This is a genomic window from Streptomyces sp. H27-H5, from assembly GCF_026627505.1.
Taxonomy (GTDB): domain Bacteria; phylum Actinomycetota; class Actinomycetes; order Streptomycetales; family Streptomycetaceae; genus Streptomyces.
Map to the genome: position 1 here is coordinate 105,623 of NZ_JAPNLK010000014.1, position 20,115 is coordinate 125,737.

Annotated in this window: 35 protein-coding genes; all 35 read left to right on the plus strand. The window is 71.6% G+C overall.

Annotated elements, in window-relative coordinates:
• Positions 1-34: 34 nt before the first annotated feature.
• On the plus strand, positions 35-364 hold the full coding sequence (locus OTB19_RS09560; protein ID WP_267797604.1) for a hypothetical protein: 330 nt from the start codon (positions 35-37) through the stop codon (positions 362-364).
• The gene (locus tag OTB19_RS09565; RefSeq protein ID WP_267797605.1) at positions 361-939 is read left to right on the plus strand and encodes a hypothetical protein; all 579 of its coding nucleotides are present in this window, start codon (positions 361-363) and stop codon (positions 937-939) included. Before OTB19_RS09560 ends, OTB19_RS09565 begins: the two co-directional genes overlap by 4 nt.
• Positions 940-975: 36 nt before the next feature.
• A complete protein-coding gene (locus tag OTB19_RS09570; RefSeq protein ID WP_267797606.1) occupies positions 976-2,100 on the plus strand; it encodes a WhiB family transcriptional regulator in 1,125 nt (374 codons plus the stop codon).
• Positions 2,097-2,327 (plus strand): hypothetical protein, encoded by a 231-nt coding sequence (locus OTB19_RS09575; RefSeq protein ID WP_267797607.1) that lies wholly within the window; start codon positions 2,097-2,099, stop codon positions 2,325-2,327. Before OTB19_RS09570 ends, OTB19_RS09575 begins: the two co-directional genes overlap by 4 nt.
• Positions 2,327-2,548, plus strand: a complete 222-nt coding sequence (locus OTB19_RS09580) for a hypothetical protein (RefSeq protein ID WP_267797608.1) — start codon at positions 2,327-2,329, stop codon at positions 2,546-2,548. Before OTB19_RS09575 ends, OTB19_RS09580 begins: the two co-directional genes overlap by 1 nt.
• The gene (locus OTB19_RS09585) at positions 2,545-2,895 is read left to right on the plus strand and encodes a hypothetical protein (protein WP_267797609.1); all 351 of its coding nucleotides are present in this window, start codon (positions 2,545-2,547) and stop codon (positions 2,893-2,895) included. Before OTB19_RS09580 ends, OTB19_RS09585 begins: the two co-directional genes overlap by 4 nt.
• Positions 2,892-3,548, plus strand: a complete 657-nt coding sequence (locus tag OTB19_RS09590) for a hypothetical protein (RefSeq protein ID WP_267797610.1) — start codon at positions 2,892-2,894, stop codon at positions 3,546-3,548. Before OTB19_RS09585 ends, OTB19_RS09590 begins: the two co-directional genes overlap by 4 nt.
• On the plus strand, positions 3,545-4,192 hold the full coding sequence (locus OTB19_RS09595) for a hypothetical protein (RefSeq protein ID WP_267797611.1): 648 nt from the start codon (positions 3,545-3,547) through the stop codon (positions 4,190-4,192). The genes OTB19_RS09590 and OTB19_RS09595 overlap by 4 nt, the downstream gene beginning before the upstream one ends.
• Positions 4,189-4,848: a hypothetical protein gene (locus tag OTB19_RS09600; protein WP_267797612.1), complete on the plus strand. Its 660-nt coding sequence runs from the start codon at positions 4,189-4,191 to the stop codon at positions 4,846-4,848. The genes OTB19_RS09595 and OTB19_RS09600 overlap by 4 nt, the downstream gene beginning before the upstream one ends.
• An 83-nt stretch (positions 4,849-4,931) precedes the next feature.
• Positions 4,932-5,090 (plus strand): hypothetical protein, encoded by a 159-nt coding sequence (locus OTB19_RS09605; RefSeq protein ID WP_267797613.1) that lies wholly within the window; start codon positions 4,932-4,934, stop codon positions 5,088-5,090.
• Positions 5,087-5,338: a hypothetical protein gene (locus tag OTB19_RS09610; RefSeq protein ID WP_267797614.1), complete on the plus strand. Its 252-nt coding sequence runs from the start codon at positions 5,087-5,089 to the stop codon at positions 5,336-5,338. The genes OTB19_RS09605 and OTB19_RS09610 overlap by 4 nt, the downstream gene beginning before the upstream one ends.
• An 89-nt stretch (positions 5,339-5,427) precedes the next feature.
• Positions 5,428-5,847: a helix-turn-helix domain-containing protein gene (locus OTB19_RS09615; RefSeq protein ID WP_267797615.1), complete on the plus strand. Its 420-nt coding sequence runs from the start codon at positions 5,428-5,430 to the stop codon at positions 5,845-5,847.
• On the plus strand, positions 5,822-6,223 hold the full coding sequence (locus OTB19_RS09620; protein WP_267797616.1) for a DUF6221 family protein: 402 nt from the start codon (positions 5,822-5,824) through the stop codon (positions 6,221-6,223). The genes OTB19_RS09615 and OTB19_RS09620 overlap by 26 nt, the downstream gene beginning before the upstream one ends.
• 5 nt (positions 6,224-6,228) lie before the next feature.
• Positions 6,229-6,471 (plus strand): hypothetical protein, encoded by a 243-nt coding sequence (locus OTB19_RS09625; RefSeq protein ID WP_267797617.1) that lies wholly within the window; start codon positions 6,229-6,231, stop codon positions 6,469-6,471.
• Between the two features lie 22 nt (positions 6,472-6,493).
• The gene (locus tag OTB19_RS09630) at positions 6,494-6,715 is read left to right on the plus strand and encodes a hypothetical protein (RefSeq protein ID WP_267797618.1); all 222 of its coding nucleotides are present in this window, start codon (positions 6,494-6,496) and stop codon (positions 6,713-6,715) included.
• Between the two features lie 260 nt (positions 6,716-6,975).
• The gene (locus OTB19_RS09635; protein ID WP_267797619.1) at positions 6,976-7,446 is read left to right on the plus strand and encodes a hypothetical protein; all 471 of its coding nucleotides are present in this window, start codon (positions 6,976-6,978) and stop codon (positions 7,444-7,446) included.
• 553 nt (positions 7,447-7,999) lie between these two features.
• Positions 8,000-8,482, plus strand: coding sequence for a phage terminase small subunit P27 family (locus OTB19_RS09640; protein ID WP_267797620.1), 483 nt, complete (start codon positions 8,000-8,002; stop codon positions 8,480-8,482).
• Positions 8,483-8,497: 15 nt separating this feature from the next.
• Positions 8,498-10,306, plus strand: a complete 1,809-nt coding sequence (locus OTB19_RS09645; RefSeq protein ID WP_267797621.1) for a terminase large subunit — start codon at positions 8,498-8,500, stop codon at positions 10,304-10,306.
• A gap of 15 nt (positions 10,307-10,321) precedes the next feature.
• Entirely contained in the window at positions 10,322-10,498 is a 177-nt protein-coding gene (locus OTB19_RS09650) for a hypothetical protein (protein WP_267797622.1), read from the plus strand.
• Positions 10,498-12,519 (plus strand): phage portal protein, encoded by a 2,022-nt coding sequence (locus OTB19_RS09655; RefSeq protein WP_267797623.1) that lies wholly within the window; start codon positions 10,498-10,500, stop codon positions 12,517-12,519. Before OTB19_RS09650 ends, OTB19_RS09655 begins: the two co-directional genes overlap by 1 nt.
• Complete coding sequence (locus tag OTB19_RS09660) at positions 12,516-12,689, plus strand: hypothetical protein (protein WP_267797624.1); 174 nt, start codon at positions 12,516-12,518, stop codon at positions 12,687-12,689. Before OTB19_RS09655 ends, OTB19_RS09660 begins: the two co-directional genes overlap by 4 nt.
• Positions 12,686-13,381: a hypothetical protein gene (locus OTB19_RS09665; protein WP_267797625.1), complete on the plus strand. Its 696-nt coding sequence runs from the start codon at positions 12,686-12,688 to the stop codon at positions 13,379-13,381. Before OTB19_RS09660 ends, OTB19_RS09665 begins: the two co-directional genes overlap by 4 nt.
• A 21-nt stretch (positions 13,382-13,402) precedes the next feature.
• Positions 13,403-14,602, plus strand: a complete 1,200-nt coding sequence (locus tag OTB19_RS09670; protein WP_267797626.1) for a phage major capsid protein — start codon at positions 13,403-13,405, stop codon at positions 14,600-14,602.
• Positions 14,603-14,639: 37 nt separating this feature from the next.
• A complete protein-coding gene (locus tag OTB19_RS09675) occupies positions 14,640-15,044 on the plus strand; it encodes a hypothetical protein (RefSeq protein ID WP_267797627.1) in 405 nt (134 codons plus the stop codon).
• A gap of 12 nt (positions 15,045-15,056) precedes the next feature.
• A complete protein-coding gene (locus OTB19_RS09680) occupies positions 15,057-15,368 on the plus strand; it encodes a hypothetical protein (protein WP_267797628.1) in 312 nt (103 codons plus the stop codon).
• Positions 15,368-15,949, plus strand: coding sequence for a hypothetical protein (locus OTB19_RS09685; RefSeq protein ID WP_267797629.1), 582 nt, complete (start codon positions 15,368-15,370; stop codon positions 15,947-15,949). Before OTB19_RS09680 ends, OTB19_RS09685 begins: the two co-directional genes overlap by 1 nt.
• Complete coding sequence (locus OTB19_RS09690; protein ID WP_267797630.1) at positions 15,946-16,272, plus strand: phage head closure protein; 327 nt, start codon at positions 15,946-15,948, stop codon at positions 16,270-16,272. Before OTB19_RS09685 ends, OTB19_RS09690 begins: the two co-directional genes overlap by 4 nt.
• Before the next feature lies 1 nt (position 16,273).
• A complete protein-coding gene (locus OTB19_RS09695; protein WP_267797631.1) occupies positions 16,274-16,612 on the plus strand; it encodes a hypothetical protein in 339 nt (112 codons plus the stop codon).
• Complete coding sequence (locus OTB19_RS09700; protein WP_267797632.1) at positions 16,609-16,779, plus strand: hypothetical protein; 171 nt, start codon at positions 16,609-16,611, stop codon at positions 16,777-16,779. Before OTB19_RS09695 ends, OTB19_RS09700 begins: the two co-directional genes overlap by 4 nt.
• A 5-nt stretch (positions 16,780-16,784) precedes the next feature.
• Positions 16,785-17,150, plus strand: a complete 366-nt coding sequence (locus tag OTB19_RS09705) for an HK97-gp10 family putative phage morphogenesis protein (protein WP_267797633.1) — start codon at positions 16,785-16,787, stop codon at positions 17,148-17,150.
• Positions 17,147-17,563, plus strand: coding sequence for a DUF3168 domain-containing protein (locus tag OTB19_RS09710; protein ID WP_267797634.1), 417 nt, complete (start codon positions 17,147-17,149; stop codon positions 17,561-17,563). Before OTB19_RS09705 ends, OTB19_RS09710 begins: the two co-directional genes overlap by 4 nt.
• 5 nt (positions 17,564-17,568) lie before the next feature.
• A complete protein-coding gene (locus OTB19_RS09715) occupies positions 17,569-17,982 on the plus strand; it encodes a phage tail tube protein (RefSeq protein ID WP_267797635.1) in 414 nt (137 codons plus the stop codon).
• A gap of 38 nt (positions 17,983-18,020) precedes the next feature.
• Complete coding sequence (locus OTB19_RS09720) at positions 18,021-18,422, plus strand: hypothetical protein (RefSeq protein WP_267797636.1); 402 nt, start codon at positions 18,021-18,023, stop codon at positions 18,420-18,422.
• A gap of 20 nt (positions 18,423-18,442) precedes the next feature.
• Complete coding sequence (locus tag OTB19_RS09725) at positions 18,443-18,790, plus strand: phage tail assembly protein T (protein WP_267797637.1); 348 nt, start codon at positions 18,443-18,445, stop codon at positions 18,788-18,790.
• The coding region (locus tag OTB19_RS09730; RefSeq protein ID WP_267797638.1) for a phage tail tape measure protein at positions 18,741-20,115 on the plus strand (1,375 nt) is incomplete at its 3' end. The genes OTB19_RS09725 and OTB19_RS09730, both read left to right, overlap by 50 nt.

The following is a 20,115-nucleotide window of genomic DNA, read 5'->3' on the forward strand; positions in this document are numbered from 1 at the left end:
CCGACCCCCTGACCGCCCTCGAGGAGCGCACACCGTGCCCACCACGCCCGCCCCCCGCGACCTGGCCGCCTGCTCCGCCTGCGACCAGTCCATCCTGTGGACCATCACCGCCCGCGGCCGCCGCCAGGCCGTCAACCCCGAGCCGGCCGCGGGCGGGAACACCGCCGTCTACCGCGACGGCCTGGGCGGGTACCGCTCCCGAGGCCTGACCTCGGACCGCCCGGCCGCCGAGTCGTACGAGTGGCTCGCGATGCCGCACGCCGCGACCTGCAGCCCGGCGGCCCCGCCCGTGCCCAACGTGCAGGCGGCGCGCCGTCGCCTGCGCCTGGTCCACGACTCCCGTACGGACCGGTGGCGCAGGTGACCCGGCCCGGAACCGTCCCCGAGGCGATCGGCGCCGTCATCGCCGCCCGCGTCCACCAGGGACTCGACGTCCTCGGCGTGGGCCTGGCGCCGGACGCCGCCCTCGCCATCGGGGCGGCCACCGCCCGCGACATCCGCGCCGCCGGCTGGTCCATCACCCCGCCCCGCCGCACTGCCCCCTCCCCGCCCGCCAACCCGAGACGGAGACGCCCCGTGATCATCAACCTGACCGGCGAGACCCTGCGCATGTACAAGCCGGACTCGCCCGACGTCCTCACCGACCCGTTGACCGGCCTGGGCGCGGTCATCGACGCCATCGAGCCGGCCGCCGACCTCAACATCATCGACCTGGGCAGCCCGGGCGACGACGAGTACCGCGGCCACGTCGTCCCCATCGACCTCGCCGAGATCCACATCCGGCACCTGCCGCCCTCCCGCCCCGGCGCCCGGTACGTCGTCACCGCCGCCATCGCGTTCGCCGCGCGCGGCCGCGCCGACCTCCTCGTCCCCATGGGCGAGGTCCACGACCCCGACGGCACCCTGCTCGGTCACCGGCACCTCATCAGCCCCTGCTGACCCCCGCGCCCCATCCACACCCCTGAGGAGGCCCTGATGCCCTTCCTGTCCCACGCCCGGTCCCGCCCTCACGCCGACACCGAGCCGTCCCCCCACTGGGCCGACCAGGCCTCATGCGCCGGCGACCGCGCCGCCGAGTTCCTCGGGGACGCCCTGGCCGCCCGCTCCATCTGCGGGACGTGTCCGGTACGCACCGAGTGCCTGACCGCCGCGCTCGTCGAGGAGGCCGGCGAGGGCCTGTACGAACGCGAGGGAATCCGCGGCGGCCTGAACGCACACGAGCGGTGGGAGCTCGACCCGATGCACACCCGCCCTCGGGAGATCCCCACCGGCGACGTGGAGCAGGCCAGGGCGCTGCTGCTCGCCGGCGAGCTCACCGACCGGGAGATCAGCGCCCGCACCAAGGTCGCCCCGGCCGCACTCACCCCGCTGCGCCGCGACCTCGGCGTGCAGCCGGCATGGGCGGAGGTCGCCCTCCGATTCCACGGCCGGACCAGGCCGAGCAGTGACGGGCATGTCGAATGGGCCGGAGGCCGCGGCCTGATCGTGGGCGGCACCCAGTTCGCGTTCCGGCAGGTCGCCTTCCGCCTGGGGTACGGGCGGCCGGCGACCGGCGGTGTCGAGGCGACGTGCGGGGTCACACGGTGCGTGGCCTGGCAGCACCTGGCCGACCAGCCGATGCGTCAGGCCATGCCCAAGCCCGTTCGTCCCCGGGCGCTGCTTCCCGCCGTGATCGAGTACCTGTACGGCGTCGAGGCAGAGCACCGGGAAGACGGCGACGACGTGTGGGTGCCGCACCGGGTGGTCCGCTTCCGCGTCACCCGCAAGACGGCGCACCGCATCTTCTACATCCGACGAGAGAACGACGGTAAGCCCGACATCGGTTCCGTGGACCGGCACAAGATCGAGGCCCAGGGCGAGATCTACCGCGCCTCGGCCGGATGGTGGGAGATCGACTTCCACCTGTACCTGAAGCCTCCCGCCCTCGCCCCCACCGGCGGCATCGACGTCCGCGCCGCCGAGCTGCAGGTGGCCGAGGCACGCCGGACGATGGCCGCCGCGCATCCCGACCGCGGCGGCACCCGCGCGGCCTTCGACACCGCCCGCAAGGCCTACGAGAAGACCCGCCGCACCTACGAGGCCGCCCGGGCGCAGCGGTGAGCGCCCACGTCACCGTCCGCTGCGACCGGATGGGCCAGTACGGGGGGTGTCCGGCGCAGCTCTTCACGACGACCAGCGATCTGGACGAGGCGTACGAGATCGCCGCCGGCCTCGGCTGGAGCGTCGGCGGCACCCCCGACCTCTGCCCGATCTGCGCCGGCCCCCGCCGGCTCCCCAGCGTGCCCGTCATCCCCCTCCACAGCCGCCCCCGGACGGGAGACCGCTGATGTTCGTGATCACCACCAGGCGCCGGCTCACCGAGACGGCTCGCGCCCTGCGCCTGTGCACCGAAGAACGCGACACCCTCGCCGACCAACTGCGGGAAGCGCAGGCCACCGCCGCCTACTTCAAACGACAGCTCGCCCGGTCCGAGGAGCAGCGGGCCAGCCTGCGCCGCGTACTGCGCCGCCGCCTCCCCGACCAGCAACCGCCCACGGACACCCCGTGACCTGGTTCCTCGCCGCCTGGGCCGCCGCCCTCCCTCTCCTGATCGCCCTGCACCACCACGGACACAAGCACCGGAGCGACCACATGTCAGAACCCGTCCTGAACACCGAGGCAGCAGCCCGCGTGCACTACGTCGACCCGCGCGTACGCCAGCTCGCCTACGCCGCCTGGCACCTGCAGACCGGCGGGACCTTCACCGCCTGGCTGACGCTCGGCAAGAACCACCCGGACACCCTGATCGCCGAGGCCCGCGGCTGGATGCGCGCCGCCGTCGCCGCCGGGATCGCCCCGCCCCCGCCGCCCTTCGACCACCCGGGCGCCACCCCCACCAAGGAGAGCAGCCGATGAGCAGCTTCCTCGTCGCCCTCGCGTGGATCGCCGCCGTGGCGGTCACGGCCGCCGTGCTCGTAGGCATCTACGTGTCCTACCCCCGCAAGGCCCGGCCCGCGCCGCCCGCCCGGAAGGGCCCCGCCGAGCACTGCGGCCACCAGCCCCCGCTGGCCCTCGACCAGAGCGCCACCGAATGCGTCCTGCGCCCCGGCCACGCCGGCAGCCACGCCGATGCGAACGGCACCCGATGGTGGACGAACCGGTTCCTCCAGCAGCCGCAGACGTCCACCGGCCAGCCCGTCCGGCACACCGTCGACACGATCACCAGCGACGCCCTCGACGCCCTGTACGAGCGGCTCGACAACGCCCAGGAGACCGAACTGGCCCGACAGCTCGCCACCGCCGACAGGGCGTTCACCGAGGCCCACCGACGCGCCACCCGACTCGCAGGCGACCTCGCCCGCGCCCAGCGCGCCCACGCCTCCACCATCCTCCAAGCCCAACGGCAGGCGGCTCGCGCCCGGGACGCCGAAGCCCAGCTCGGCACCATCCGCGACATCGCCGCCTGGCTGGAGGAGCGCCTCAGCTCGAACCGGCCCTCGCCGTCCCGGTACTTCACCGCGATGCTGCTCCGCTCCATCGCCGACACCCGCAAGGAGCCCACGTCATGATCGAGAACACCACCGACGCCACTGCCCTCGCTGGAATGGTCGCCGGCGCACTGCTCGGCCGATCCCCCGACGAGCTGATCGCCGGCCAGGAGCAGCGCGGCCAGGAGCAGCTCGTCACCTCCGACCGCCTGCCCACCGAGATCCTCCGAGGCGACCGTGCCAGCTTCGAGGCCCTCGGTTTCCAGTTCGGCGCCGCTGACCCCGCCGACCCGCTGTTCGTGCCGGCCTCGCTCCCGGACGGGTGGACCCGCGAGGCGTCCGATCACCCCATGTGGTCGTACATCCTCGACGACCTCGGCCGCCGGCGCGTCGCGATCTTCTACAAGGCGGCGTTCTACGACCGGTGCGCGGAGATGCAGTTCGTCACCCTGTTCACGTACCTGCGGGACCACGTCTACGAGGGTCGACCGCTGATCACGGACCCGGTGTGGGCCACCCCGCAGGCCCTCGCGGTCGAGGCCCGCCTGGCCATCACCCGCGCCGAGGAAGAACTGGCCTTCTGGCGCGGTCACGAACAGACCACGTTCGCCGACGGCACCAGCTCCGAGCAGTACGCCGCGCAGCGCTGCGAGGGGTACAGGGCCAGGCGCGACCAGTACGCCGCCGTCCTGGCCACCCTCGACACCGAGGAGCAGCAGCCGTGAACCTCTGCCTCTGCGGCACCGAGCTCGTCGACGACACCCACCTGTGCCCGCGGTGCCGCGCCGCGACCTCCGGCCGCCTGCGCCGCCTCCCCGTCCTCTACCGACTCCTGCGGGACGAACTGCAGCCCACCGCGAGCGGCCCGGCGAACTTCGGTGGTCGTGTCCGCCACGTCGAAGCCCCGATGCCCGTGTCGGCCCACGTCCTGACACTGCGCGGGCCCGGCGGCATCGTCGGCGTGCTGGAGCAGGCATGGACGGCCGTGCAGGCCTCCTACGGCGGCACCGCGCCCAGGATCGCCGGCTCCTACGACGAGCGCGTGTCCACCGCGGCCGACTTCCTCGGCCGTCACCTCGCCTACATCGTCACCTGGCCCAAGGCCGCCGTCCTGGCCGCCGAGATCAGGCAGATCGACGAGGCCGCCATGGAGATCGTCTGCCCCCGCGACACGATGGAGCGCGGCACCCGCCTCGGCCCCTGCCCGGCCACCATCGGCGACGGCGTCTGCGGCGCGACGCTGCGCCACTACGCCGGCCAGCCCGGTATCACCTGCCGCTGGTGCGCAGTCGTGTACCCGGCGGCCGCCTGGGCCGACCTCAAGACCTGGATGGACGAGGACGCCCAGCCGGCGCGTGAGGAGGTAATGGCGACCGGCTGACCCACCACGCACAACGGCCCCCGCCAGTGCTCGAACACCGGCGAGGGCCTGACCAACCCCTTGAACACCCAAGGAGATCGGCTGTGCCCGATACTGCCACGCCCACCCCGACGCCCGAACCCCGCCCCGGCCGGCACCTCGCCGCCGTCGGCATCATCCGCCACACCGGCGGCCGCACCCTGACCCTCCGCGCCACCCCCGCCGGCGTCACCGGCACCATCACCTCGGCGGTGACCCGATGACCGACACGTGCCGCGCACTGCTCCTGCGTATCGCCGCCTACCTCGACCGCTCCCGCCCGACCCACCTCATGTGGCCCGGCAGCCGCGACATCCTCGCCCGGATGGTCGCCGTCGAACACCACGGCCTCCACACCGACCTCGCCACCGAGACCGAGCGGGAGATCCTCACCCACGCCCCCGGCGTCACACCCGGCATCCGCCGCGCCCGGTACGCCGAGGAACTGCGCCGCGCCGCCGCCGAGGACTGACCGACCCGCCCGGCCGGGCCCGCGCGTTGCACCGGGCCCGGCCGGGCATGAGCCACCACCCCCACGGATGAGCCAGGGACCACCCACACATGAGCCACCAGAAGCTGACCCGAACCGACCGCCGAGCCGCTGTCGCACGACTGGCGCAGGCCGGCGCATCGAACCGGCGCATCGCCATTGAACTGGGCATCTCCAAGGACACCGTGAGCCGCGACCTCGCCGTCATGAAGCCGGCTCCCGCGCCGGCGGTGGACCGGATGCGCCATCGCGCCGCCCTGGCGCACGAGACGATGCGCCACCTCCACCAGGCCGTGCGCCAGACCGTCGAGGCGCGCCCCGGCTACACGCCCCTCATCGATGACGCGACCGCCGCTCAGTGGCACGAGCAGCTGCGCCAGGACGCCGCCGAGCTCCTGGCCGTCGCCGCCGAGTTCCGCGACTACTACCCCCACCTCACCGCACCCACCGCCCCGGAGGGACCCGATGGACCTGTACACGTTCCTGCGTGACCGCCTGGCCGACGACAAGACGGTGGCCGAGGCCCACCAGCAGTGGTCACCCCACTGGTACTACGACCACGCGGCCTGTGAGATCAGGGACCGCGACAACCACGGCACCGTTGCGTTCGTCCCCGGCACCCGTGACGGCGGGCACCTCGCCCGCCACGACCCCGCCCGCACCCTCCTCGACATCGACGCCAAGGCGCGGGTCGTGGAGCTGTGCGCGGCGCCTCTCGTAGACGTGACCGGCATCGCGGATCCGCAACCGGTGGTCGTCCCCGGCGAGGGAAGCCCGTGGGCACCCGACGTCCTGCGCCTCCTTGCCCTGCCGTACGCCGACCATCCGGACTACGACCCCACATGGGCCCCGGCGATGGGACGATGAACACCATGACCGAACACGACGCGCTCGTCGATGCTGCCGCGGCCCTCTTGATCGCCTCCATCACCATGCGCGACCTGGCCGACGCCATGCCGCCCCAGTTCATGGCCGGCATGCCCGACGACATTCGAGACAGGGTCGTCCGCCCCGGGTACCAGGCCGCGTTCGACGCACTGCCCGAGCAGGTGAGGCGCGAGGCCCGTGCCCTCGTGGACGCCGACCCCGCCGTGATCGCCGCGAGGCAGCTCTGACCTCTGAGTGACACTGAGAGGCATGGAGTACCTGTCCCTGCCGCCCGGGCAGCTCACGACGACCACGGCCGCCCTCGCCTGCGGGGTGCGCCCGGCCACCATCCGAGACTGGGTACGCCGCGGCCTCCTCACCCGGATCGGCGGCACACCCAAGCGCCCCATCTACCGGCTGGCGGACGTCCTGGCCGCCCGCGACAGGCCCAAGCCCACACGGGCCGGACAGCGCCGTGATCATCCGGCTTGACAACGCCCGTTGTCGCGCGCCACGATTCGCGAGTACAGCCATGCCCACAGGCAGGCTGACCAGGACACACGAGGGCCCCGACCACAGCACCGCGGTTGGGGCCCTCGCCATGTCCACCGCAGGGCCGTCGGATGCTCTGGCGCACCGCCTGGTGGGCGTCCAGCAGGCAGACCATCGCGGGGCGTTGAGACTCCCGACGGCCCTGCGGCATGCACGCGGCCGCGGCCGGCCCGCCCCAACAGCCAGCAGCAGGAGCCACCATGGAGCGCACCGTACGCCTGGCCCTCACCTCTACCGGCGGCACCGTCGAGGTCGACGGCCACGACATCAGCGACACCGTCAGCGGCTTCACGCTCACCCAACGGGCCGGTGAGCCGCCGGCCATCGCACTCGACCTCGCCCTCTACACGGCCATGGTCGAGGGCGTCGCCACTCTCGCGATGAAGCCGGGGACGGACAACCTGCTCACCTCCTTCGGCTGGACCCGCCCCGGGCAGGCCGCTCCCGCCGAGCCGGTGGAGCAGAGCCTCGCCGACCGCATCCGCGCCCTGCACACCCCCAGCCGCGAGGCCTGTTACCCCTACGGGCACGGCGGCCGTACCCGCATCTGCGAGGGTTGCTCGGCCGGCAACCCGTGGGAGGCCCCCGCCTGGCCGTGTCCCACCCTCGCCCTGGTCGAAGAGGGCATGCCCGTGGGCAAGGACGCCCCGGCCGACGGCAAGGACGTCTGACGTGCCCACGCGCGCGCCTCGACGGTGCACGACGGCCGGCTGCGGGCAGGTGCCCGTGCCCGGGACGTCGAAGTGCAAGGAGTGCACGCGGCCTCGGGCGCGCCCGTCTGCGGCTACTCAGGGCTACGGGCGTGAGCATGAGCGCCGGTTCCGGGACGTGGTGCTGCGCCGCGATCCGACGTGCGTCTGTGCCGAGGAGGACCACCCGCACGACGGGGTGTGCGGCCGGCCGAGCGCGCACGCGGACCACTGGCCCCTGTCCAAGCGGGAGCTGGTCGAGCGCGGCCTGGACGACCACGACCCTCGGCGTGGGCGTGGCCTGTGCCATCCCTGTCACAGCCGTGTCACCGCAGCTCACCAGCCCGGTGGCTGGCATGGCGCCGGCCCTCGCTACTGACCCGTCTCACGCTGCGTGAGGGGGGAGGGGGGCCTCCGATCGCTGCCGTGGGGCCCCGCGGAACGCGGGGGGGAGCCCTGTGGCTCGCTGACGGGTAACGGGATCCGCCGTACCAGCGGGCCGGCCGTAACCGAGCGTGACCGATGGAGGTGCCTGATGGGCCGTCGAGGACCCGCCCCCAAGCCCACCCCGCTGCGGGTGCTGCACGGTGACCGCAAGGACCGCATCAACCGCGACGAGCCGCAGCCCTCCGAGCTCGACGTCGAGCCGCCGGCCTGGCTGTCGGACGCGGCCGTCGAGGTGTGGGAGCAGCTGGCCAGCGACCTGATCGCCAAGGGTGTGCTGACCGCCTGGGACGTCGAGGCGTACGCGAACTGGTGTGACGCGGTGGTGCGCCGGCGGGACGCGGCCGAGCACGTCGCCGAGGAGGGCGCCGTCGTCGAGCACCCGGTGTTCAACAAGAACGGCGACGTCACCGGCCAGCGGATGGGCAAGAACGCGTGGCTCCTGGCGCTCGACGCGGCCGACGCGCAGGTGCAGCGGTACGCGGCCCGGTTCGGCCTCACCCCGTCCGACCGGTCGCAGCTCAAGATCGGCGGGCAGCAGGACCCGGCCGGTGCGGAGCGTCTGTTGTCCTGACCGAGGGAGGGCGCCATGGCGACGGCCACCACCTCGCGCCCCGCCCGCACCCGGGCCGCGGCCCGGCGGCCGGTGCGCCGGCGCATGCCGCGCATCGACCACACCAAGCGGTGGAGGCCGGCGAGCCGGCGCGGCGGGCGCTGCGGGTACACCCTCGACGGCCTGACCTGTGCCCGCTCGGGCGCGCACTACTGCGAGCCGCGCGCGAACAGGGTGGTGCGGTTCTTCGCCGAGCTCCTGGTCCACCCGGCCGGCGCGCTCGCCAACACCAGGTTCGAGCTGGCGCCGTGGCAGGAGCACGAGATCATCCGGCCGCTGTTCGGCGAGGTGATCTGGTCCGAGCAGTGGGAACGGTACGTACGGCGCTACAGCCGCGCCACGGTCGTCATCGCCCGCAAGAACGGCAAGAGCGCCCTGCTGTCGGGGATCGCCCTGTACATGCTGTGTGGGGACGGCGAGCAGTCCGCCGAGATCTACGGCGCGGCCGCGAACACCCGCCAGGCCGGCAAGGTGTTCGAGCCGTGCACCAAGATGGTGAAGCGTTCCCCACACCTGGCGGCGCGGCTCACCCACCTGCGCAACGCGCGCCGGCTGGTGGACGAGAAGACGAGCTCGCACTACGAGGTCATCCCCTCCGACGCGGACAACGAGCTCGGCCACAGCCCGCACTGCTTCATCCTCGACGAGGTGCTGTCACAGCCGGACGACAAGCTGTGGGAGGCGATGGTCACCGGCGCCGGCGCGCGCACGCAGCCGCTCATGCTGGCCATCACCACCGAGACGAGCGACCAGGCCTCGTTCGGCGCGGAGTTCATCGACGAGGCCGACCGGGTCATGGAGGACCCGTCCCGGGTCCCGCACCACTTCGCGTACGTCCGCAAGATGCCGCGTACGCAGGACGAGCTGGACCGCCTGCACCGGCTGTTCCCCGGGCGCCCGGACCTGCCGGTGTCGCTGGACGTGTTCGACGAGGACAACTGGGCGTGGCCCAACCCGGCGCTGGACACGTTCCTGTCGCGGCAGTCGTTGCGCGAGGACGCCATCGAGGCCCGCGCGAAGCTGTCGAAGCAGAACTCGTTCAAGCAGTTCCGCATGAACCAGCGCGTCAGCCAGGTCACCCGCTGGATCCCGATGGACCTGTGGGACCTCAACGCCCGGGAGATCGCCCCGAACCCCGGGTGGATCGCGGGCCGGCTGGAAGGGCAACGATGCTGGGCGGGCCTGGACCTGTCGTCCAAGCTCGACCTGACGGCGTGGACGCTGCTGTTCCCCGACGGGTCGATCATCTGGCGGATGTGGGCGCCGGAGTCGGTGGCCGACTTCCTCGACGAGCACACCGGCGGCATGTTCTCCGAGTGGGCGCGTGACGGGTGGGTGACCCTGACCGACGGCGACACCATCGACTACGACACGATCTACGACGACATCGAGACCGACCACCAGCTCTACCGGATCGTCGACATCACCTACGACAAGTGGTGCGGCGAGCCGGTGCGCCAGGAGATCGTCAAGCGCACCCGCCTCAAGACGGTCGAGTCCGACACCACGTACACGCGCATGACACCGCCGATGGCCGAGATGATGCGCGGCCTCAAGGCGCAGGAATACGCGCACTACGGCAACCCCGTCGCCCGGTGGATGGCGGACGCCCTGGAGTGCAAGAGCCCGCGCGACGACCCGGACCGTATCCGGCCGGTGAAGCCGGCCCGCGACAAGACCGGCAAACGCATCGACGGCATGCCCGCCCTGCTGTTCGCCATCGACGGCGCCATGCGCGGCATGCCCGCACCGTCCGTCTACGAATCCCAGGGCATGGCCCTCTGACCCCCTGGAGGACCAGTGGACCGCTGGGACGTCCTGGCCCTGCTCGGCACCCTGCTCCTCGGCGCAGGCCTCGCCCTGCTCTCCCCCTGGATCGGGCTGACCGCGGTCGGCCTGGTCCTCCTGTCCATCGGCATCTTCGGCGCGCTGGCCGCCGAACGCGCCCCCACTAAGACGAGCGGAGGTGGCTCCTGATGGGGTTCATGCGTTCGGCCGTACGGGGCGTGTCCGGCCCCCTGTCGGGGGTGGCCACCCCCGAGAAGTGGGTGGAGGACTGGGTACGCGGCGGCACCGCGAACAGCTCGGGTATCCGGGTGGACGAGGACACCGCGATGACGTACGCGCCGCTGTTCGCCGGCGTGCGCGTCCTCGCGGAGGATCTCGCCGGCCTGCCCCTGCACCTGTACGAACGGCTCGCCCCCCGAGGCAAGAAGCGCGCACGCACCCACCCGCTGTACACCCTGCTCCACGACCAGCCCAACGAGATGATGACCTCGGTGCAGCTGCGCGAGACGCTGCAGGGCCACGCCATCACCCGAGGCAACGGCATCGCCCAGGTCGTCACCCACAAGAAGACCGGGGTGATCGAGGAGATCTGGCCGCTGCGCCCGGACCGGCTGCGGGTCTGCGTGAAACGCACCAACACCGGCGCGTTCGAACGCCTGTATCAGTACCGTGACGACGTCAACGGCATCAAGGCCACGCTGTTCGCCGACGAGGTGCTGCACATCGCCGGCCTCGGCTACGACGGGATCCGCGGGTACAGCGTCATCGAGCACGCGGCGAACGCCATCGGGCTGGGGCTGGCCACCGAGCACTACGGCGCGAAGTACTTCAGCAACGGCGCGGCCCCCGGCGGCGCCCTCTCCCACCCCGGCAACCTCTCGCCCGAGGCCCGCAAGCGCATGGCGGCCGACTGGGAGAACATCCACTCCGGGATCGACCGCGCGCACCGCGTGGCCATCCTGGAGGAGGGTGTCTCCTGGACACAGGTGGGGATCGCCAACGACAACGCGCAGTTCCTCGAGACGAGGAAACTGCAGGTCACCGAGATGGCCCGCTGGCTGCGCCTCCCGTCGCACAAGATCCAGGACCTGGAGCGGGCCACCTTCTCCAACATCGAGCAGCAGCAACTCGACTACGTGACGAGCGCGCTGAACATCTGGCTCGTGCGGTGGGAGCAGGCGATCACCTCGCAGCTCCTGCTGCCGTCCGAGCGCGAGCGGTACTTCGCCGAGCACCTCGTCGACTCGCTGCTGCGCGGCGACACCGCGGCCCGCTACGCGGCTTACGCGATCGGCCGCCAGTGGGGATGGCTGTCCTCGAACGACATCCGGGACCGGGAGAACGAGAACCCGGTCGAGGGCGGTGACGAGTACCTCGTCCCGATGAACATGATCCCCGCCGGCCGGTCCCTGGCCGTTCCCGAGCGGCGCGCGCTGCGTATGGCGCGGGTGCTGGCGGGCCGGTCGGGGGCGATGCGGGCCACGCTCACCGAGCAGTACGGGCCGAAGATCGCCGCCTCGGACGCGGCGGTCGCCGACCTGGAGGCCGAGAAGGTCGGCGCGCTGGTCGCCGAGCACCTGGCGCCCGAGCGCGGGCGCCCGGGCACGCGGTCCCTGTCGCATTTCGTGGCCGCCCTCAGCACCTTGTATGCGGTGGACGGTCCGATCGCCGAGGCCCTGTCCGCGGCCTGGCTGCCGCTGTTCACCGCGTACGCCGCCGACGTCGCCGAGGACGCGGCCGCCGAGGTCGGGCACGAGGACGACGTCGACCTGTCCCTGTGGGCCCACGCGTACACCCTGGCCCACGTCGCCTACCGTGTCGCGTCATCCTTCGGGCAGCTCCGCAAGATCACCGAGACCGAGCCGACCGCCGAGGACATCGTGGCCGGCGTCCTCGGCAGGTTGGAGAAGTTCAAGGCCGAGCGGCCCGAGCGGACCGCCCGCTGGGAGACCAGCCAGCTCCCGAACGCCGCCGCCCGCGAGACGTGGAAGGCGGCCGGGATCACCCAACTGAAGTGGGTGGCGCGCGGCTCGAAGCACTGTCCGTACTGCACCAAACTCGACGGCCGCGTGCAGGAGATCGACCTCCCGTTCGTCGCCAAGGGCGACGAGGTGGAGGGCGACGCCGAGGGGGAGAAACTCGTGGCCAAACGCAACGTCCACCACCCGCCGGTGCACGCCGGCTGCCGCTGCGAGCTGGTGCCGGTATGAGCGGCGACCGCGAGCACGAGGACGGCGCCCCCGAGGCCGACGACGGCCAGGAGCACGAGGACCAGGCGCCCGCCCCCGAGACGCCGCAGGCCCCCGAGGCGCCCGCCGAGCGGGAGCAGCCCGGGCCGCCGCGCGATCGACAGATCACAGAACCCCGGAGGAACCGATGAGCCGGCACTACCTGCGCGGCTACGTGCTGCGCGCCGAGAAGGCCGAGGAGCCCGAGGCCGGGAAGCCGCTGCGGATCATCGCGGCGACCGCCGGCCGCAAGGGCGACGGGCTGAACCTGACGATGGAGGGCGCCGACCTCGGCCGGTTCCAGTCCAACCCGGTCGTCGGGTACGGCCACCAGTACTGGGGCCGTGAGGGCCTGCCGATCGGCCGATCGGAAAAGACGTGGATCGACGGCGACAAGCTGATGATGGACATCGCTTTCGACCCCGAGGACGACTTCGCGCGAACCGTGGAACGCAAGTACCGCGGCGGGTACCTCAACGCGTTCTCCATCGGGTTCGACGTGTGGGACGTCGACGACTCCGGAACGCCCCGCGGTTGGGAGCTTTTCGAGGTCTCCGCCGTTCCGCTGCCGATGGACCCCAACGCGATCGTCGAGAGCGGCCGCGAACTCGCCGTGGTCCGCGCGCTCGACGAGCTCGCCTTGGGCGGCCTCGGCCGGGCCGGCGCGGTCCTGTCCAAGAAGAACCTGGGGCTCGTCGAGAACGCGGTGACCGCCCTGCAGGAGCTCCTGGCCGCCGCGCAGAAGAGCGACGACGAGGACCCCGAGGACCCCGAGCGCGGTATCGCGCCGACCCCCCAGCCCGCGGATCTCACCGCGCGCATGCGCCGGCTCGCCGGTATCTGACACCCGAGAGGACTCACCCCCATGCCCATGAACCTGCGAGAACTGCGCGCCAAGCGCACCAGCCTCGGCACCCAGGCCTCCGCTCTGATGGACGCGGCGACCGCCGCCGGCCGCAGCATGAGCGCCGAGGAGGAAACCTCCTTCGACCGGATCCTCGACGAGCGTGACCAGCTCGACCAGACGATCGAGCGCATGGACCGCCTGCGCGACGGCGAGCGCCAGGACACCGACGACCTCGACCCGGACCCGGCCGGGGGCGGCAACGCGGACGCGATGGGCGCCCTGCGCACCTACCTCCTCGGCGGCCGCTCCGCGCTGTCGCCGGCGCAGGCCCGCGCGCTGAACGCCGGCAACGACCCCGAGGGCGGCTACCTCCTGCCGCCCATGGAGTGGGTCAACCAGCTGGTGCAGCGCGTCGACGACGCGGTGCCGCTGCGCGGTCTGGCCACCGTGCGCCAGCTGCGCACCGCCGAGTCGCTCGGCGTGCCCACGCTGGAGACCGACCTCAACGACGCCGAGTGGACCACCGAGATCAACACCGGCAGCCAGGACGACGCCCTCAGGTTCGGCCGGCGCGAGCTGTCCCCGAACCCGCTCGCCAAGCGCGTCAAGATCAGCCGCAAGCTGCTGCGCCTGACGACCGGCAAGGCCGAGGACATCGTCCGTGACCGCCTCGCCTACAAGCTCGGCGTCACGCAGGAGAAGGCCTACATGACGGGCGACGGCAACAAGAAGCCGCTCGGCCTGTTCGTCGCCTCGACGGAGGGCATTTCCACCAGCCGTGACGTCAACTCGGGCCTGGCCACCGGCTTCACCGCCAACGGCCTGATCGACGCCAAGTACACCCTCAAGGCCGCGTACTGGAACAAGGCGAAGTGGCTTTTCCACCGCGACGCGCTGCGGGCGATCCGCAAGCTGAAGACGACCACGGACGAGCAGTACGTGTGGCAGCCCGGCCTTGCGTCCGACCGCCCGGACACGATCCTCGACGTGCCGTACGTGGTCAGCGAGTTCGCGCCGAACACGTTCACGGACGGACTGTACGGCGGCATGATCGCCGACTTTTCGTACTACTGGATCGCCGAGTCCCTCGGCCTGGAGATCCAGCGCCTCAACGAGCTGTACGCCGAGAGCGACCAGGTGGGGTTCATCGCCCGCCAGGAACTCGACGCGATGCCGGTCCTGGAAGAGCCGTTCGTCCGCATCAAGTGCGCGAACTGACCCCCGCCCCGCACCACCACCGCAGAGAGGCGAACCTGTGAGCAGGGACCTGAAGAACAGCATTTCGGCGGCGCCGTCGCTGGCACCCGCCGCGCGCACGGCGGCCGCCGACGGCGCGGCCGTCGACCTCGCCGGGTACGGCAACTCCGTAGTCATCATCGACACCGGCACCGTCACCGGCACCACTCCGCTGTTCACCTTCGAGGTGCAGGAGTCGGACACCACCACCGGCGGCGACTTCACCGCGGTGGCCGACGCCGACCTCGACGGCACCGAACCGGCCGTGAGCGCCGCCAACGACGAGACGGTGTTCCGCATCGGCTACCGCGGCCGCAAGCGGTACCTGCGCGTCATCCTCAAGACCGTCGGCGGAACCTCCACGCCGACGCTGCCCTGTACCGGTCTGGTCCTGCGCGGCAGCCCGCGCAAGGCCCCCAAGTAAGGCGGCCCCCGCATGCGACGCGTCACCATGCACTCCCTGTACGCCGGCCCCGAGCGGGCCGTCCAAGCCGGCGACACGGCGGACTTCGAGGACGAGGAAGCCGCCCGCCTCGTCGACGGCGGCTTCGCCACCTACGCCGACAAGCCCGCCCCGGACGGGCCGGCGGACGAGCGGCCCGTCGAGAAGATGACGGCCGACCAGCTGCGCGCCCTGGCCGCCGACAAGGGCTACGACCTCGGCGACGCCAAGACCAAGGCCGAGATCCTGGCGGCCGTGGTCGCCGCGATCGAGGCGGCACGCGAGGCCGACGGGGACGACGACTGATGGCGGCAGCCACGGACGCCGAGCTGCGGGCGTGGCTGCGCCTGCCGGACGCTCTGACCGAAGACGAGAGCGCGACCGCCGACCTCCTCATCGAACTCGCCCAGGGGGTGATCGAGGAGGAGGCCGGCCAGGCCCTGGAGTCCTCCACCGACACCGTGGTCCTCGACGGGCCCACCCGGGACGGATCCGCCTACCAGAGCGCCTCACGCTCGGACCGGCTGATCCTGCCCAGGTGGCCCGTCACAGCCGTCCACACCGTCACCGAGGACGGCACCGACCTCACCCACGGAACCAGCGGCGGGTACACCTGGTCCGCCGCCGGGATCCTCACCCGCCGCGGCGCGACCTGGCCCTCACACGACCAGGCCGTCGAGGTCGTGTACACCGCCGGTTTCCTGCTCTGGCCCCCGGGCCTCAAACGCATCGTGCTGCGCCTGGCCGCGGCCGGCTGGTCCAACCCCGAGATGCTGGCGAGCGAATCGCTCGGCGACCACTCGCGGTCCTTCGTCGCCGAGGCCCTCGGCATGGAGCTCACCAAGGCGGACCTGCGGACCGTGTCCGCGTACAAGGCCCGCACGTGATCGGCCGCTGGCTCAACCGCACACTGCAGGTGTGGCGGCCGTCGACCGCACCCGACGGTCTCGGCGGGCAGATCGTCACCCGCCAACAGCGGGACGACGTCCGCGCCAAGGTGGACCAGCCCTCGGCGAGCGAACGGCTCCTGGCCGCGCAGGCCGGATCCGAGCACACCCACACCGTGTACCTCGCCCCGTCCGCCGACGTCGCCCGTGGCGACCACCTGCACGGACGCGGCCAGGTACTGCGCGTCCTCGCCGTCATCGAGCCGTCATCGACCCGCTACCGGCGCGCCGAATGCGAGCTGGTCCAATCCGAAGGAGCCTGACATGGCCGCGCTGACCGTCGTCTCCCTGCCCATCGACGGCGGGGTGTCGCTGACCGACTCCCTCGTCGCCGCCGCCGGCGGGGGCGACACCGCCCCCTGCGGGCCCGGCCGGTTCCTCGTCGTCGCCAACGGTGACGCGAGCCCGCACACCGCGACCGTCGCCACCCCCGGCAACGTGTCCGGCCTCGACGTCGAGGACTGCGCCCTCGTCGTCCCCGCCGGCAAGACCGGCATCATGCCCCTGGCCCGGGCCATCTTCGCCGGCGCCAACGGGCGAGCCACCGTCACCTACAACGGGGTCACCAGCGTCAAGGTCGGCGTGTTCGAGGTCCCGCAGTGAGCGCCCCCGACACGCCGCCGCTCCCGCAGGAGCCGCACGAATGCCGAGCCCGCGCCGAGGAACACCTGGCCGAGCCCGCCGACCCCGCGGCCGCCACCGCGTGGGCGCTCCTGGCCGTCGCCGGTGAACTCGCCGCGATCCGGCGCGCACTCCACAAGAGGAGGTGATCGCCGTGCCCGTCCGCGTGCAGATCCAAGGTGCGGCCCGCCTACGGGTCGAGCTCGACCAACTCGACGACACCGTCATCGCGGCCCTCAAGAAGGGCGTACGGGAAGCGGCCGAGGCGGTGCGCGACGACACGAAGATGAACGTGCCGCGCGACACCGGCCACCTTCATGATCACGTCGACATCCGCTACGAGGACGATGGTCTGACCGCCGAGATCGGCTGGTTCGACGAGGCCTCGTACTACGCCAAGTTCTGGGAGCACGGAACCCGACGCCGGCCGGCCCGCCCCTCCCTCGGCCCCGCCCTGGAAGCCGAACGCCACCGCTACCGGGCCCGCCTGACCGAAGAGGTCAAGCGGGTCTTGCGGTGACCACCGCGCGGTCCGCCCTCGAACCGGTACAGGCGGCCCTGTACGTACGCCTGAGCGGCGACCAGACACTCGGCGACCTGGTCACCGGCGTGTTCGACCACGTCCCCGAGGCGGACGACCTGGACTACGTGACGATCGGCGAGGCCACCGAGATCCCCGACAATCACCACGGCGGGTTCGGCCGGGAGATCGTGGCCGCGCTGCACGTGTGGACCCGCGCCCGCGGCCACGGGCCCGGACTGCGGATCGCCGCCCGCCTCGTCGAGCTCCTCGACCACCAGCCGCTCACGATCGCCGGCCACACGCACATCGCCACGCGGCACGAGTTCAGCCAGACCCTCACCGATCCGGATCCGCCCGGCGACATCCGGCACGTCTCGATGCGCTTCCGCATCATCACCGAACAGGAGTAGCCGACATGGCCGGACAAAACGCATTCGGAACGCAGTTCAAGCGCGGCGACGGCGGTAGCCCCGAGACCTTCACCGCGCTGGCCGAGGTCACCAACATCTCCGGCCCCGGCCTGTCGAGGGAAACCATCGACGTCACGAGTCACTCCAGCCCGGACGCGTGGATGGAGTTCGTCGGCGGATTGAAAGACGGCGGCGAAGTGAGCATCGACGTCAACTACGCCCCCTCGATGCACGACTCCCTCGTCGACGACTTCGACGACGTGGACCCCCGCAACTACCAGGTGGTCTTCCCGGACCCGGACACCACCACGTGGTCCATCAAGGCCGTCATGACCGGCTTCGAAAGCGAAGCCCCGTATGACGACAAGCTCGCCGCCACCATCACGTTCAAGGTCAGTGGCAAGCCGACCATCTCCTGACCCCCACCCCCTGGCACCACCGAGAGAGAGGCGCGGCCGTGGCCCTGCTGACACGAGCACAGATCGACACCGCGGATGACCGCACCTGGGAAGACATCGAGGTCCCGGAATGGGGCGGCAGCGTCCGCATTCTGGGTCTGTCCGGAACCGAACGAGACGCCTACGAGGCGTCCATGGTCCGCATGGGCTCACAGGGCAACGTGCAGAGCGTGAACCTCTTGGACAGCTCGGCGCGGCTCCTCGCCAAGTGCCTGGTGGACGAGGACTTCCAGCGCCTGTACACCGACAAGGAGGTCAAGGCGCTCGGCATGAAGAACGGCGCCGTGATCAAGGTGCTGTACAAGCACGCGCAGCGGCTGTCCGGCCTGGGCAAGAAGGCCGCCGAGGACGCGGCGGGAAACTCAGAGCCCGCCCAGAGCGGGTCTTCTACTTCCGACTAGCCCTCGCCAAGGGCCTGTCGGTGGCCGAGTTGCTGGCCACGCACTCCTCGGCCGAGCTGACTGAGTGGATCGCCTACGAGCAGATCACCGGTCCGATCGGCCAGGCCCGCGACGACGCCCTCATGTCGATTCTCGCCGCCACCATCAGCAACACCGCACGTGGCAAGGGCCGCAAGGCGCGCGCCTCGGACTTCCTCCCCAAGTGGGACAGCGGCAAGGGCCGCCGCATGGACTGGACCGAAATGCTCGCCGCCGTCAAAACGATCAACCGCTCCCTCGGGGGCAGTGACGCAACAACCCAGACAGGAGGCGAGCCTGATGGCGGTCCTGTCGGAGCTCCTCGTCAAACTCGGCATCGACGCCGATGAACTGACCAACGGCGCGGAAGGCGCGGCCAACGAGGTCAACAACTCTCTGGCCGGGATCGGCGGGGCGGCCGCCGGCGCGGCGGTCGGCGCGGCCTTCGCCGTCGGCATGTCCGCCGCGATGGACGCGAGCTCCGCCAACGCGAAGCTGACCGCGCAGCTCGGGCTGACCAAGGAGGAGGCGGCCCGTGCCGGCGACATCGCGGGCGACGTGTTCAGCGCCGGGTGGGGCGAGTCGATCGACGAGGTCAACGAGGCCATCGGCAGCGTCGCGTCCTCCCTCGGCGGACTGTCCGACGTCACCGACGCCGAGATGCGGGAGATGTCCACCGCCGCCCTCGCCCTCGCGAAGACCTTCGAGCTCGACGTCGCGGACGCGGCGACCGCCGCCGCCAACCTGATCAACAACAAGCTGGCCAAGGACGGAACCGAAGCCTTCGACGTACTCACCAAAGCAGCACAGACCTTGCCCAAGTCGATGATGGAGGACATCCCCGCCGCCATCAACGACTACGGCAAACACTGGTCGCGCATCGGCCTGGACGCCAAGGACGCGATGGGCCTGATGTCGCAGTACGTCAAGGCCGGCGGCCGCGACATCGACCAGGCCGGCGACGTCCTGCACGAGTTCGCGCGCATCACCTCCGAGGAGACCGACAAGGCGAGCGAAGCTTTCAAGGGCCTCGGACTGCCGGCCAAAGAGATGCTCGACAACATCCACAAGGGGGGCGAGCCGGCCAAGGCCGCCCTGCAAAAGACCATCGAAGCCCTGCGCGGGGTCAAGGACGAGGGGAAGCAATCCGCCCTCGCCGTCGAACTGTTCGGCGACATGGCCGGTGAGGGCGCCGATGCCCTGTGGGCGATGGACCCGGCGACGGCTGCGGCCTCAACCGGGATGGACAAGGCGGCCGGCTCGGCCAAGGCGATGGAGGACGCCCTGGCGAAGGACCCGATGATGGCCTACGACTCCATCGTCAGGAGCCTGACGACGCAGCTCGGCGAGTTCCTGGCGCCCGCCCTGGCGAAGGTGGCCACCTTCGCGAAGGAACACCCGGCCGCTTTCCAGGCGATCGCTGTCACGCTCGGCATCCTTGCCGTGGCCCTGGCCGTCGCGGCCGCGGCGCAGTGGGCGATGAACCTTGCGATGCTCGCCAACCCGATCACGTGGATCGTGCTTCTGGTCGTCGGCCTGGTCGCCGTCATCGTCTGGCTCGCGACCAAGACCAGGTTCTTCCAGGAAGCTTGGGAGCTGATGTCGACGATCGTGGTCGTGGCCTGGGAATGGCTCTGGTCCACGGTCCGGGACCTGACGAACCGCGCGGCCGCGT

What these genes read in the sequence shown, in the direction of transcription:
- OTB19_RS09630 (WP_267797618.1), top strand. Translation starts at nt 6,494, where the DNA reads ATGGAGTACCTGTCCCTGCCGCCCGGGCAGCTCACGACGACCACGGCC.
- OTB19_RS09680 (WP_267797628.1), top strand. Translation starts at nt 15,057, where the DNA reads ATGCGACGCGTCACCATGCACTCCCTGTACGCCGGCCCCGAGCGGGCC.
- OTB19_RS09590 (WP_267797610.1), top strand. Translation starts at nt 2,892, where the DNA reads ATGAGCAGCTTCCTCGTCGCCCTCGCGTGGATCGCCGCCGTGGCGGTC.
- OTB19_RS09595 (WP_267797611.1), top strand. Translation starts at nt 3,545, where the DNA reads ATGATCGAGAACACCACCGACGCCACTGCCCTCGCTGGAATGGTCGCC.
- OTB19_RS09635 (WP_267797619.1), top strand. Translation starts at nt 6,976, where the DNA reads ATGGAGCGCACCGTACGCCTGGCCCTCACCTCTACCGGCGGCACCGTC.
- OTB19_RS09645 (WP_267797621.1), top strand. Translation starts at nt 8,498, where the DNA reads ATGGCGACGGCCACCACCTCGCGCCCCGCCCGCACCCGGGCCGCGGCC.
- OTB19_RS09610 (WP_267797614.1), top strand. Translation starts at nt 5,087, where the DNA reads ATGACCGACACGTGCCGCGCACTGCTCCTGCGTATCGCCGCCTACCTC.
- OTB19_RS09620 (WP_267797616.1), top strand. Translation starts at nt 5,822, where the DNA reads ATGGACCTGTACACGTTCCTGCGTGACCGCCTGGCCGACGACAAGACG.
- OTB19_RS09655 (WP_267797623.1), top strand. Translation starts at nt 10,498, where the DNA reads ATGGGGTTCATGCGTTCGGCCGTACGGGGCGTGTCCGGCCCCCTGTCG.
- OTB19_RS09665 (WP_267797625.1), top strand. Translation starts at nt 12,686, where the DNA reads ATGAGCCGGCACTACCTGCGCGGCTACGTGCTGCGCGCCGAGAAGGCC.
- OTB19_RS09570 (WP_267797606.1), top strand. Translation starts at nt 976, where the DNA reads ATGCCCTTCCTGTCCCACGCCCGGTCCCGCCCTCACGCCGACACCGAG.
- OTB19_RS09625 (WP_267797617.1), top strand. Translation starts at nt 6,229, where the DNA reads ATGACCGAACACGACGCGCTCGTCGATGCTGCCGCGGCCCTCTTGATC.
- OTB19_RS09695 (WP_267797631.1), top strand. Translation starts at nt 16,274, where the DNA reads ATGGCCGCGCTGACCGTCGTCTCCCTGCCCATCGACGGCGGGGTGTCG.
- OTB19_RS09715 (WP_267797635.1), top strand. Translation starts at nt 17,569, where the DNA reads ATGGCCGGACAAAACGCATTCGGAACGCAGTTCAAGCGCGGCGACGGC.
- OTB19_RS09660 (WP_267797624.1), top strand. Translation starts at nt 12,516, where the DNA reads ATGAGCGGCGACCGCGAGCACGAGGACGGCGCCCCCGAGGCCGACGAC.
- OTB19_RS09615 (WP_267797615.1), top strand. Translation starts at nt 5,428, where the DNA reads ATGAGCCACCAGAAGCTGACCCGAACCGACCGCCGAGCCGCTGTCGCA.
- OTB19_RS09580 (WP_267797608.1), top strand. Translation starts at nt 2,327, where the DNA reads ATGTTCGTGATCACCACCAGGCGCCGGCTCACCGAGACGGCTCGCGCC.
- OTB19_RS09640 (WP_267797620.1), top strand. Translation starts at nt 8,000, where the DNA reads ATGGGCCGTCGAGGACCCGCCCCCAAGCCCACCCCGCTGCGGGTGCTG.
- OTB19_RS09670 (WP_267797626.1), top strand. Translation starts at nt 13,403, where the DNA reads ATGCCCATGAACCTGCGAGAACTGCGCGCCAAGCGCACCAGCCTCGGC.
- OTB19_RS09685 (WP_267797629.1), top strand. Translation starts at nt 15,368, where the DNA reads ATGGCGGCAGCCACGGACGCCGAGCTGCGGGCGTGGCTGCGCCTGCCG.